Here is a 12,155-nt window from a genome sequence, read left to right as displayed (position 1 = left end):
CGCACATGTGCCCGTCGTCCACCTTCGGGTGACGGCAGGTGATCAACACCCGCACAATTCACCGGAATTGACCTTCCGCACCATGCCGAAGTGACCTGGATCACTATTAGCGTGAGTCCCATCAGCCAACCATGGCGAAGGGACTTTTCCATGCGGGTCGGAGTACTGACCGGAGGCGGCGACTGCCCCGGGCTCAACGCCGTCATCCGGGGCATCGTCCGCAAGGGCGTGCAGGAGTACGGCTATGACTTCGTCGGTTTCCGGGACGGCTGGCGGGGGCCGCTCGAAGGAGACACCGTCCGGCTCGACATCCCCGCCGTGCGCGGCATCCTGCCCCGCGGCGGCACCATCATCGGCTCCTCGCGCACCAACCCGCTCAAGGTCGAGAACGGCATCCGCCGGATCAAGGAGACGCTCGCCAAGCAGGGCGTCGGGGCGCTCATCGCGATCGGCGGCGAGGACACGCTGGGCGTCGCAGCTCGCCTCACCGACGAGTTCGACGTTCCCGTCGTCGGCGTACCGAAGACCATCGACAACGACCTGTCCGCCACCGACTACACCTTCGGCTTCGACACCGCCGTCAACATCGCCACCGAGGCGATCGACCGGCTGCACACCACCGCCGAGTCGCACATGCGGGTGCTCGTCTGCGAGGTGATGGGCCGGCACGCGGGCTGGATCGCCCTCCACTCGGGCCTCGCCGGCGGCGCGAACGTCATCCTCATCCCCGAGCAGCGTTTCGACGTGGAGCAGGTCTGCTCCTGGGTGACCTCCCGTTTCAGGGCCTCGTACGCCCCGATCGTGGTCGTCTCCGAGGGCGCCATGCCCAAGGACGGCGACGTGGTCCTCAAGGACGGTTCGCTCGACTCCTTCGGGCATGTCCGGCTCTCCGGTGTCGGCGAATGGCTGGCCAAGGAGATCGAGAGGCGCACCGGCAAGGAGGCCAGGACCACGGTCCTCGGGCACGTCCAGCGCGGCGGTACCCCCAGCGCCTTCGACCGCTGGCTCGCCACCCGCTTCGGCCTGCACGCCATCGAAGCCGTCCGGGACGGCGACTTCGGCAAGATGGTCGCCCTGCGCGGCACGGACATCGTCCGCGTCCCCATCGCGGAGGCCACGGCCAAACTGAAGACGGTGGACCCCAAGCTCTACGAGGAGGTAGGCGTCTTCTTCGGCTGAGCGGGGCATCCCCCCGCCCTCGCACCGCCGGTGTACGGGAGGGGATGGGGGTGTCGGCTGAGCCGGGCGTCCCCATGTCCCGCACCCGTCGGCGTACCGGAGGGGATGGGGGTGTCGGCTGAGCCGGCGGCCCCACGCCCCGCACCCGTCGGCGTACCGCAGGGCACGGGGTGTCGGCTGAGCCGGCATGTCCACGCCCCGCACCCGCCGGCGCACCGGAGGACACGGGGTGTCGGCTGAGCCGGGCATCCCCCCGCCCCGCACCCGCCGACGCACCGGAGGGGACGGGGCGGGGACGTCCGCCCGCAGCGGCTGGCGCGTCAACGCCGCCAAGTCGGTGAGCAGCCGATTCCGCGCCAGACCGAGGACGGATGCCCCCGCCCCGGCCCCGCCCCGAACATCACGGCAGGCGAGGCCTGGTCGACCGGAGGCCGGAACCACGCGCGCACCCCCTCCCCCTCCCCGTACATGCGCCGGCACCAGACAATTCCGGCAACCACCCGGAGGGCCTCGTGGAGATCCCGGCCTCCGGCGTCCAGTCCGACGAGAAGCCTCCGATCCAGCAGGCCTTCGCGGGACACCACGACGTCCGCTGCCTCGACGCCCTCCTGACCGAGGACACCGCTCACCTCGCGGCCGGCCACGAGATCATCGACACCACCCTGGGCAACGTCCCCGACTACACCGCGGGCCGCCGCTCGGCGAACGTGCTGGTCTCGCGCAACTGACCCAGCAACTCCCGCACGATCCCGGCGCCGCGCAGCGACAGCACCGACTCCGGGTGGAACTGCACACCCGCGAACCCAGGCCCGCGCAGCGCATGCACCTCACCGGTCCCGCCGCGGCTGACCTCGACTCCATGAGCCGACAGCTCGGCCGCCGCCTCGTCGTCGCAGCGCGCCACGAAGCTGTTGTAGAAGCCGACGGTCTCCGTCCGCCCGAAGAGGTCGATCGCGGTCTGCGCGCCCTGGTAGGGCACCTCCTTGCGGACGATCTCCAGCCCCAGCTCGGCCGCGATCAGCTCATGGCCGAGGCAGACCCCGAGCACGCCGTGGCCGTGCGTGCGCAGAACCTCGGCCGTCAGCTCGCGCAGGAAACGCATCTTGGGGTCGTGCACATCGCACGGATCGCCCGGCCCGGGGCCCAGCACGAGCGGCCCCTCGTGCCGCGCGACCGCCTCCCGCAGCCCCGGCTCGTCGTACCGCCGCACCGTCACGTCAAGACCTGACGACCGCAGCACATGCGCGAGCATCGCCGTGAACGTGTCCTCGCCGTCCACGACCAGCGCGTGCCCTTCCAGCGCGTCGGTCCGCTCCTGCATCCGCAGCCAGAACGGCGCGAGCGAGGCCCGTCGTCCGTCGAGCGCCGCCCGTACCCGCGGATCGTCGGCCAGTTGCGGCCGTACGCCCTCCTCGCGCGGCCTGCCGTCCAGGACCCCCAGCGCCGCGAGTACCCCCGCCGCCTTCGCATGGGTCTCGGCGACCTCGCTCGCGGGATCCGATCCCCGTACGAGGGTGGCGCCGACCGGCACCCGCAGCCGCCCCGCCGCGTCGATGTCGGCGGTCCGGATGAGGATGGGGGAGTCGAGAGTCTGGGCGCCGACAGCACCTTCCGGCCCTCCGGTAGCACCTTCCGGCCCTCCGGTAGCACCCTCCCGCCCGTCGACAGCACCTTCCCGCCCGTCGACAGCCTCTTCCCGCCCGCCACCCGCGTACCGCCCGATGAGCGCCAGCGCGCCCGCGTAGTAGCCCCGCCCGCCGACCTCGTGCCGCTCGATGACCCGGCAGGCGTTCTGCACCGGTGACCCGGTCACGGTGGCGGCGAACATGGTCTCGCGCAGCACATCCCGTACGTCCAACGAGGAGCGGCCCCGCAACTCGTACTCCGTGTGCGCGAGATGGGCCATTTCCTTGAGCCGTGGCCCGATCACCACCCCACCCATGTCACCGACGGTGCACATCATCTTGAGCTCCTCGTCGACGACCATCGAGAGCTCCTCGATCTCCTTGCCGTCGGCGAGGAAGCCGAGCAGACCCTCGGGCGTCGGACCCCCGGCCGGGTAGCGGTACGTCCCGCTGATCGGGTTCATGACGACCGTGCCGCCCGACATCCGCACATGCACCTCGGGGCTCGCCCCGACCAGCGTCCGCTCCCCGGTGTGCACGACGTACGTCCAGTACGCGCCCCGCTCGCCGACGAGCAGCCGCCGGAAGAGGGCCAGGGCGTCGGCCTTCCCGAACCCCGGGATCTCACCCTCGTACGTCCGCCGGATGACGAAGTTCGCGCCCTCGCCGCTCCCGATCTCCTCGCGCAGGACGCGTCCGACGATCCCGGCGTACTCCTCGTCGCCGACGTCGAAGCCACCGCCCTCGACCCGCACCTCGTGCGACGGCAGCTCCGCCAGGGCCCGTTCCAGCGGCAGTTCGTACGTCTCCTCCGGGGTCAGCACCGCGAGCGGCGTGCCGTCGTCGCGGACGTCGAAGCCGCGCTCCCTGATCTGGCGGTAGGGGATCAGCACGAGGCCCTCGTCGGGGAGGTCGGCGAGACGGTCGTAGGTACTGACGGGGCCCAGCAGGACCTCGACCACCTGGTGGTCACGGCCGGGCGTGCGGCGGCGCAGCAGGGCGAACGGACGGGGATCGTCCAGCAGATCGAGCAGGTTCATCGGTCCTGTTCCTTCTCGGAGAGGTCTGGGTGACTCAGAGAGGAACGGCTCCGGAAAACGCCGAAGGCCGCCCCTCGGGCGGCCTTCGCGAAGTCTTGAGTACGCGCAGTCAGCGGGCCGCCGGATGAGCGGTCCACCACCAGGTCTGGATCGAGTGCGCGAACATGCGCCGCACCCTACCCGACGCCGGTGGCCGGGCAACAGCGTGAACCGTGTGAGGACGGGGTTCGGGCTGCCCGGTCGGCGGCCATTGATGGGTTCACAGCCCGATCGAGGAGCCCGACCTAGGAGCGAGTCATTCACGCAGTTCGTTCACCCCTGTCCCGCCGGAGCGGCGCACGCGCGCTCACGGCCCTCGCCACCGCCGCGGTCCTTGCCGCCGGCTGGCCCGGCACCGCCCTGTCCGCCCCGCGTCCGGCCGAATCCGACGACATCAGCCAGGTCCGCTACCGCGGCCACGAGTTCGCCGTCCCCGCCTCCTGGGAGGTCGTGGACCTGGAGAAGAACCCGGACGCCTGTGTCCGCTTCGACCGCCACGCCGTGTACCTCGGCACGCCCGGGGGCCGGCAGGACTGCCCGGCGCGCCTGCGGGGACGTACCGAAGCGCTCCTCATCCAGCCCGCCACCACCGCCGGAAGCGCCGTCACCGAGAACCGCACGGCCCGCACCTACCGGGCCACCGCCGACCGCATCGCCGTGACCGCCGCGTACGGCGACGACCGCGGCAGCATCCAGCGGATCCTGCGCAGCGCCGGTCTGCCCGTCGCGACCGCGCAGGCCGAACAGGCCGCGGCGCCCGTCCCCGCGGACGCCACGTCCTTCAGGGGCGAGGGCTTCGACGCCTGCACCGCGCCGAGCCAGTCCGCGATGAACGCCTGGCGGGACGCGTCCGAGTACGGCGCCGTCGGCATCTACATCGGCGGACTCAACCGCGCTTGTGCCCAGCCGAACCTGACCGCCGCCTGGGTGCGCGCGCAGTACGCCAACGGCTGGCGCTTCATCCCGCTGTACGTGGGCCGACAGCCCTCCTCCGACGGCGGCAGCTGCGCCGGAGGCTGTGCCTCGATCACCGACCCGGTGCCGCAGGGCACCGCGGCCGCCGACGACGCGGCCAAGCAGGCCGCCGCGCTGGGCCTCGGCAAGGGTTCGGTGATCTACAACGACCTGGAGCACTACGCCCGCGGCGGCACGGTGACCACCCGGGTGCTGGCCTACATCGACGCCTACACCGAGCGCCTGCACCAGCTCGGCTACCGCTCCGGCGCCTACGGCAGCGTCTCCTCCCTGATCACCGACCTGGTGGCCAAGGCGCAGAACATCACCCCGCCCGACGTGATCCACTTCGCCCGCTGGAACTACGAGTCGACGACCACGGACTCGGCGATCCCCGCGAGCCTGTGGCCCAAGCACCAGCGGATCCACCAGTACGTCGGCGACACGACCGAGACCCACGGCGGCGTGCGGATCAGCATCGACCGCAACCGGCTCGACGTCGACTAGCCGCCTCCTGCCTGTTCCGGGCGGTCGTACGAACTTTTTGTACGGCCGTCCGGCGTGTGTCCCCGTCGAGTTCGGCCCGTCTCAATTCGTGAGCAGGTGAAGGGACGCTCGACATGACCCCGTAATGTTTACGAGGTGACCGTGAACGCTGAATCCCAAGCCATCGCCGCCAAGGCGAGCTGGCTAGACCTGCCCGCGGCGCAGCAGCCCGAGTACCCCGATGCCGAGGCTCTGCGCGATGTGATCGCGGACCTCCAGTCGTATCCGCCGCTCGTCTTCGCGGGCGAGTGCGACCAGCTGCGCGCCCGTCTGGCGGCCGTCGCGAAGGGCGACGCGTTCCTTCTGCAGGGCGGCGACTGCGCCGAGTCGTTCGACGCCGTGAGCGCCGACCACATTCGGGCCAAGCTCAAGACGCTGCTCCAGATGGGCGCCGTCCTCACCTACGCGGCCTCCGTGCCGGTCGTGAAGGTGGGCCGGATCGCGGGCCAGTACTCCAAGCCGCGCTCCAAGGGCACCGAGACCCGCGACGGCGTGACCCTGCCGACGTACCGCGGCGACTCGGTCAACGGCTTCGCCTTCGACGAGAAGTCCCGCATCCCGGACCCCGAGCGCCTGAAGCGCATGTACAACGCGTCCGCCTCCACGCTCAACCTGGTGCGCGCCTTCACCACCGGCGGCTACGCCGACCTGCGCCAGGTGCACGCCTGGAACCAGGACTTCGTGAAGTCGTCCCCGTCGGGCCAGCGCTACGAGCAGCTGGCGCGCGAGATCGACCAGGCGCTGAACTTCATGCAGGCCTGCGGGGCCGACCCGGAGGAGTTCAGGACCGTCGAGTTCTACGCCTCCCACGAGGCGCTGCTCCTCGACTACGAGTCGGCGCTGACCAGGGTCGACTCGCGTACGGGCCTTCTGTACGACGTGTCGGGCCACATGGTGTGGATCGGTGAGCGCACCCGCCAGCTGGACGGCGCGCACATCGAGTTCGCCTCGAAGATCCGCAACCCGATCGGCATCAAGTTGGGCCCGACGACGACGGCCGAGGACGCGCTGCAGTACATCGAGCGCCTCGACCCGGACCGCGAGCCGGGCCGTCTCACCTTCATCGTGCGGATGGGCGCGGACAAGGTCCGTGACAAGCTGCCCGAGCTGGTCGAGAAGGTCACCGCCTCCGGGGCGACCGTCGCCTGGATCACCGACCCGATGCACGGCAACACCTACGAGGCGGCCTCCGGCCACAAGACCCGCCGCTTCGACGACGTGCTGGACGAGGTCAAGGGCTTCTTCGAGGTCCACAAGGGTCTGGGCACCCACCCGGGCGGCATCCACGTCGAGCTCACCGGCGACGATGTCACCGAGTGCGTGGGCGGCGGCGACGAGATCTTCGTCGACGATCTGCACCAGCGGTACGAGACGGCATGCGACCCCCGGCTGAACCGCAGCCAGTCCCTTGACCTGGCCTTCCTCGTTGCGGAGATGTACCGCGATCAGTAGCGGACGCACAGCTGTTTCGGCTGTTACAGGAGCGTGAATTGGGGCGCGGATCACATACGATCCGCGCCCCACCGCACTTTTGCGGTCTCCGCAGGACGGGTAAGGTTAGGTTAGCCTCACCGATTATCGGGATGGCACGACCTAGGAATCCCCCGTCGGGAGGTGGACCGCGTGTACGTCTGCAACTGCTTCGGTGTCACCGAGGCGCAGGTGAAGAAGCACGCGGAGGACGGGGTCTGCACCCCTCGCCAGATAGCGTCGGCGAGCAAGGCGGGCACGGACTGCGGTTCGTGCGTCCGCCGCATTCAGGCCCTGCTGGGCCGGGGAGCGTGCCCGCGCCGCGAACTGGCGGACGAGGGTCAGCCGGTCCTCTCGCGGGTCCCGGTGTCCACGCCGTTGGACGAGGCGGCCTAGCGGGCCCGTCAGCTGTCCGGCTGCTCGATCTGCTGCGCGATGTAGAGCGCCTCGCCGAGCTTCTCGACCAGTTCGAGCTGCGTGTCCAGGTAGTCGATGTGGTGCTCCTCGTCCTCGAGGATGTCCTCGAAGATGTTCGCGGAGGTGATGTCGCCCTTCGCTCGCATCACCTCGATCCCCCGCTTGAGACGGTCGATCGCCTCGACCTCCACCTGCCGGTCGGCCTGGAACATCTCGGTGAGGGTCTGCCCCACCCGGACGTGGAACAGCCGCTGGTAGTTCGGCAGACCGTCCAGCATGAGGATGCGCTCGGTGATCTTGTCCGCGTGCTTCATCTCATCGATGGACTCGGAACGCGTGTACTTGGCGAGTTTCGTCCAGCCGTTGTTGTCCTGGATGCGGTAGTGCAGCCAGTACTGGTTGATCGCCGTCAGCTCGCCGGTGAGCTGTTCGTTCAGAAACTCGAGGACCTCGGGGTCGCCCTGCATTGCAGAGGCTCCTTCCAAGCAGGCGGGGAACGGGGGCAGATTGCGCCGCATCCTCGCACCGGCGATCTCGGAACGTCCAGTAAGTGCACGCTTAGTAGGAGTTGCCGGAATCGCAGTCGGGCTGGTCAGGTGCATCGCCCGGGGTCTGTCAGGATGGAGTCATGGGTCAGCCGGTGGAGCGTGAATCTGGAGAAGCGGCGCAGTTCGAGCTTCCGCCGGGTCAGCGACTGCAGCGCGGTTGGCCGGTTACGCACTACGGTCCCGTACCCAAGTTCCGCCCCGAACGCTGGGAGTTCAGGGTCTTCGGCGCGACCGCCGACGGTGAGAAGCACTGTTGGACCCATGAGGAGTTCACGGCCCTGCCGTACGCCTCTGTCACGGCCGATCTGCACTGCGTCACGAAGTTCAGCATGATCGGGGCCGAGTGGGGCGGCATTCCGGCCCGGACGATCCTGGAGATCGCCCCGCCGGCACCCGCCGTCACGCATGTCATGGTCTGGGCCGAGTACGGGTTCAGTTCGAACCTCCGCCTCGACGACTTCGCCTCCGACCGCACGATGTTCGCCACCCACAAGGACGGCGAACTCCTGACGGCGGAACACGGCTTCCCGCTCCGCCTCGTCGTGCCGCAGCTCTACGCCTGGAAGGGCCCCAAGTGGGTCCGTGGCGTGGAGTACATGACGGCGGACCGCCGCGGCTTCTGGGAGGAGCGCGGCTACCACAACCTCGGTGACCCGTGGCGTGAGCAGCGCTACTCCTATCAGGAGGAGCCCGGGGACGGCCCCGAGCTCTGAGTCCTCCGTCGCCCCTGCTTCTGTGCCGGTCAGTGGTACTGGTGCACCACCGCGTGGCCCTTGCCGCGGCCGATCATCCACCTGTTGACCGGGGTGGTGATCACGAACGCGGCGGCGAGTGCGATGGCCAGCACCCACCAGAACGCCGCATCCGCGAGCGCCGCGTCCATCGCGCCCGGCCACAGGGCGATCACGCCGTTGTCGATCAGCTCCATCACCGCGATGGAGAGGGTGTCGGCGGCGAGCGCGACCCGGATCGCGGCCTTCAGGCCGATGCCGGCCTTCAACACACCGCGCAGCGTGAGCAGGTAACCGAAGAAGAAGGCGAGCGCGATCGCCAGGATCAGTGTCGGTACGTTGCCCCAGCCCAGCGCGGTCCCGATCACCATGCCGAGGACCTCGCCGATGGCGCAGCCGGTGAGGCAGTGGAGGGTCGCCTGTGCGGCCATGGACCAGGTGGCCCCGCTGCCGAGGCCGTGCGTCTCGTGGCCGTGTGCTGCGTGACCGTGCGACGCATGAGCGTGCGGTTCGTGGGCGTGCGGTTCGTGGGCGTGCCTGTCGTGCCGCATGGGAGCCCCCGGAGTCGGGTGGTGGTGCCTGTCGTCCTGCGCCAACTGGATACCCCTGGGGGGTATTCCGGTATTCCCTATTCTCGGAGTTTCTTCAGGCGTGCGATGTCCCCCGCGTGCCCCTCCCGGCCGCCCGGCGTCTCGATGATCAGAGGTACGCCCTCGGTCGCGGGGTGGGTCATCAGGGCCCGGAACGGATCCTCGCCGATATGGCCGGAGCCAATGTTCTCGTGGCGGTCCTTGTGGGCGCCGACCACATCCTTGGAGTCGTTGGCGTGGATCAGCTTGAGGCGGCCCTCACCGACCGTGTCCACCAGCAGGTCGAGGGTCTGGTGCATCCCGCTCGGCCCGGTCAGGTCGTGGCCGGCCGCGTAGATGTGGCAGGTGTCGAGACAGACACCCAGCTTCGGATGCGCGTCGAGCGCCTCGAAGTACGGTCCGAAGTCCCAGGTGCGGGAACAGAGCGAAGCGCCCTGACCGGCGGTCGACTCCAGGAGCAGGAACGGGTCGTCGTCGTGGGTCAGCTCGTCGAGCAGCGGCAGCAGGTGCTCGCGCACCTGAGCGAGGGCCACGGAACGCTCCCTGCCTCCGGTGGCGCTCCCCGTGTGCACGACCACACCCAGCGCGCCGATCTCCCGGCCCCGGCGCAGCGAGTGGCGCAGCGACTCCACGGACTTCTCCACCGTCGCCTCGGTGTGCGAGCCGAAGTTGATCAGATACGGGGCGTGGACGTACGCGGGGATCGACTCGGCGGCGCAGGCCGCCCGGAACGCCGCGTCCTCTTCGGCCCGCCGGGGGTTGCCGTCCGGCGTCGCCCAGCCCCGCGGGTTGGCGACGAAGACCTGAACGGTCTCGGCCTTGAGCTCGCGGGCGTAGCTCAGGCCGACGGAGTTGAGCCCGCCGGCCACGGGGACATGCCCGCCGACGGGGTTGCGAAGCTGCTTGCTGGTCACACCCGCCAGGGTGTCACGCGCGTTCTCCCGTCCCGTCGGCGGACCTCGTGCACGGGGCCGGCGGGGGCCGACGCGGTGCGGCTCACGCGATCTCGATGGTGATCGTCGACCCCTTGGGCGCCGTATCGCCGCCGTCCACCGACTGGCTCTTCACCGTGTTCCCGAAGAGGTTGAGCAGTCCGCGGTCCTCGTGGACCTGGAATCCGGCGTCCTGAAGCGCCTGCTTCGCGTCGTCCACGCTGTCGCCCACGACGTCCGGCACCTGGACCAGCTCGGGACCCTTGGAGATCGTCAGCGTGACGGTGTCGCCCTCGGCGGCCTCCCGGCCCTCGCCCGGGGACTGCTTGGCGACCAGTCCCTTGTCGAACTCCGAATTGACCTGCGCGGAGGCGATCTTCACCTTCAGACCCGCCTCCTCCAGCTCCGCGGTGGCGTCCTCGACGGACGCTCCCGTGACGTCGGCCACCTCGACCGGGCTGCCCTTGCTGACCGTGATGGCGACGGTGGAACCCGCGTGGCGCTCGGTGCCAGCTTCCGGGTCCGTGCTGATCACGGAGCCATTGGGTACGTCGTCGCTGAACTCCCGGGTGACCAGACCGGCCGCCAGGCCGCTATCCTCCAGCTTGGACTTCGCGCTGTCCAGCGCCGCGCCCGGGAGGTCGGGCACCTTCACCGTCTCCGGGCCGTCGGAGATGGTCAGGTCCACGGAGTCGTTGTCCCGGATCCGGGCGCCGACCTCAGGGTTGCTGCTGATGACGGTGCCGCGCTCCACGGTGTCGCTGTACGCGTGTTTGACGTCACCGGCGTCGAGCCCGGCGTCCGCCAGCCGGTCCTTGGCCTGCTCCTCGGTGATCGCCAGGACCGCCGGGACCTTGGTGAACTGGCCCGAGTTGATGTACCAGACGCCCGCGCCGAGGCCGAGCACCAGAAGGACTGCGGTGACGATCGCGATCATTCCGCGCCGGGGGCGGCCCGTGCCGCGCCGAGAGGGCGGGGCCCCCTCGGACGCGAACTGGCTGGTCCGCTCGAACCGGCTGGTCGGGTTGAGCACGGCGGCGTCGGCGGCGGCGTCATAGGGGTACTCGTTCACCGGCAGCGGGCGCTGCACGGACAGCGAGCGCGGGATCACACTCGTACGGTCCTCGGCATTGTGGTGACCCATGCCGAGGGCCTGCGGCGGTACGGCGTCGAGCTGCTCGGCGCTGAGCCCCGCCCGCGCCTCGAGCACCTGCCCGAGCAGCGCCACCGCGTCGTACGGGCGGACCTCGGGGTTGCGCGCGGTCGCGGAGGTGACCAGCTCGTCGAGCTGGTACGCCAGCCCCGGTACGGCGGCCGACGGCGGCGGTACGTCCGCGTGGAGGTGCTGGTAGAACACCTGGGCGGGGGAGTCCCCGGAGTGCGGCTTGCCGCCGGTGAGCATCTCGTAGAGGACGATTCCGCACGCGTACACGTCGACGCGGGCGTCGGCGGTGCCGTGCTCGATCTGCTCGGGGGCGAGATAGGAGACGGTGCCGAGGACGGCGCCCGTCGTGTTGGTGACGGTGTCCACCGCCCGTACGAGGCCGAAGTCCGCCACCTTGACCCGGCCGTCATCCCCTATGAGGACGTTCTCCGGCTTCATGTCGCGGTGCACGAACCCGGCGCGATGGGCCGCGCCGAGCGCGGCGAGCACCGGCTCCAGGATGTCGAGCGCGGCCCGCGGCTGGAGGGCCCCGCGCTCGCGCAGCACGTCGCGCAGGGTGCACCCGGCGACGTACTCCATGGCCAGGTAGACGTACGACCCGTGCGCCCCCTGGTCGAAGACCTGCACCACATTGGGGTGCGCGAGCCGGGCCACCGACTTGGCCTCACGGATGAACCGTTCGACGAACGAGCCGTCGGCGGCCAGGGCCGGATGCATCACCTTGAGGGCGAGCACACGGTCGAGGCGGGTGTCCAGGGCCCGGTAGACCGTGGCCATCCCGCCGACCGCGATCCGCGCTTCCACGCGATAGCGGCCGTCGAGCAGCTGCCCGACAAGCGGGTCCTGAAGGGTCGTATCCACGCAGGTGAGTCTACGAGCCGCCACTGTCACCCCCCACCCGTTCAGCCGATACCGGGTC

Annotated in this window: 12 protein-coding genes; 6 read left to right on the top strand and 6 right to left on the bottom strand. The window is 70.1% G+C overall.

The annotated features are described in order from the left end of the window. Positions 1-150: 150 nt before the first annotated feature. Both ACIPC1_RS01100 and ACIPC1_RS01095 read left to right on the top strand, forming a co-directional pair. The gene (locus ACIPC1_RS01100; RefSeq protein ID WP_402512218.1) at positions 151-1,179 is read left to right on the top strand and encodes a 6-phosphofructokinase; all 1,029 of its coding nucleotides are present in this window, start codon (positions 151-153) and stop codon (positions 1,177-1,179) included. A gap of 512 nt (positions 1,180-1,691) precedes the next feature. Further along, the gene (locus ACIPC1_RS01095; protein WP_402512217.1) at positions 1,692-1,907 is read left to right on the top strand and encodes a hypothetical protein; all 216 of its coding nucleotides are present in this window, start codon (positions 1,692-1,694) and stop codon (positions 1,905-1,907) included. Here ACIPC1_RS01095 and ACIPC1_RS01090 read toward each other — a convergent pair. Together ACIPC1_RS01090 and ACIPC1_RS01085 are read right to left on the bottom strand one after the other, a co-directional pair. Then, entirely contained in the window at positions 1,859-3,844 is a 1,986-nt protein-coding gene (locus tag ACIPC1_RS01090) for an anthranilate synthase family protein (RefSeq protein WP_402512215.1), read from the bottom strand. The genes ACIPC1_RS01095 and ACIPC1_RS01090 overlap by 49 nt on opposite strands. 109 nt (positions 3,845-3,953) lie before the next feature. Then, positions 3,954-4,010, bottom strand: a complete 57-nt coding sequence (locus ACIPC1_RS01085; protein ID WP_078602827.1) for a trp operon leader peptide — start codon at positions 4,008-4,010, stop codon at positions 3,954-3,956. 323 nt (positions 4,011-4,333) lie between these two features. Between ACIPC1_RS01085 and ACIPC1_RS01080 the strand changes: the two genes are divergently transcribed. From ACIPC1_RS01080 to ACIPC1_RS01070, 3 genes are all read left to right on the top strand, one after another. Beyond that, positions 4,334-5,344: a glycoside hydrolase domain-containing protein gene (locus ACIPC1_RS01080; protein WP_402512214.1), complete on the top strand. Its 1,011-nt coding sequence runs from the start codon at positions 4,334-4,336 to the stop codon at positions 5,342-5,344. 135 nt (positions 5,345-5,479) lie between these two features. Further along, entirely contained in the window at positions 5,480-6,835 is a 1,356-nt protein-coding gene (locus ACIPC1_RS01075; protein ID WP_384386687.1) for a class II 3-deoxy-7-phosphoheptulonate synthase, read from the top strand. Positions 6,836-6,997: 162 nt separating this feature from the next. After that, positions 6,998-7,249 (top strand): bacterioferritin-associated ferredoxin, encoded by a 252-nt coding sequence (locus ACIPC1_RS01070; RefSeq protein WP_402512212.1) that lies wholly within the window; start codon positions 6,998-7,000, stop codon positions 7,247-7,249. 8 nt (positions 7,250-7,257) lie between these two features. Here the strand turns inward: ACIPC1_RS01070 and bfr are convergent, their stop codons facing one another. After that, positions 7,258-7,737 carry a bacterioferritin gene (bfr, locus tag ACIPC1_RS01065; protein ID WP_384386692.1) on the bottom strand — a complete coding sequence of 160 codons (480 nt, stop codon included), beginning with the start codon at positions 7,735-7,737 and terminating at the stop codon, positions 7,258-7,260. A 161-nt stretch (positions 7,738-7,898) separates the two neighbouring features. Between bfr and ACIPC1_RS01060 the strand changes: the two genes are divergently transcribed. Then, on the top strand, positions 7,899-8,531 hold the full coding sequence (locus ACIPC1_RS01060; RefSeq protein WP_402512210.1) for a sulfite oxidase-like oxidoreductase: 633 nt from the start codon (positions 7,899-7,901) through the stop codon (positions 8,529-8,531). 29 nt (positions 8,532-8,560) lie between these two features. Here the strand turns inward: ACIPC1_RS01060 and ACIPC1_RS01055 are convergent, their stop codons facing one another. The 3 genes from ACIPC1_RS01055 to pknB all read right to left on the bottom strand — a co-directional run bounded on the left by ACIPC1_RS01055 (position 8,561) and on the right by pknB (position 12,097). Then, a complete protein-coding gene (locus ACIPC1_RS01055; protein WP_402512208.1) occupies positions 8,561-9,100 on the bottom strand; it encodes a DUF4396 domain-containing protein in 540 nt (179 codons plus the stop codon). A 77-nt stretch (positions 9,101-9,177) separates the two neighbouring features. Continuing rightward, a complete protein-coding gene (locus tag ACIPC1_RS01050; protein ID WP_402512207.1) occupies positions 9,178-10,053 on the bottom strand; it encodes a deoxyribonuclease IV in 876 nt (291 codons plus the stop codon). Positions 10,054-10,135: 82 nt separating this feature from the next. Continuing rightward, positions 10,136-12,097 (bottom strand): Stk1 family PASTA domain-containing Ser/Thr kinase, encoded by a 1,962-nt coding sequence (gene pknB, locus ACIPC1_RS01045; protein ID WP_402512205.1) that lies wholly within the window; start codon positions 12,095-12,097, stop codon positions 10,136-10,138. Positions 12,098-12,155 lie beyond the last annotated feature (58 nt).

Source organism: Streptomyces sp. NPDC087263 (assembly GCF_044744645.1).
In the GTDB taxonomy this organism is placed as follows: Bacteria; Actinomycetota; Actinomycetes; order Streptomycetales; family Streptomycetaceae; genus Streptomyces.
Note: the sequence above shows the minus strand (reverse complement) of the source record. Positions and strands in the feature narration are given on the sequence as shown.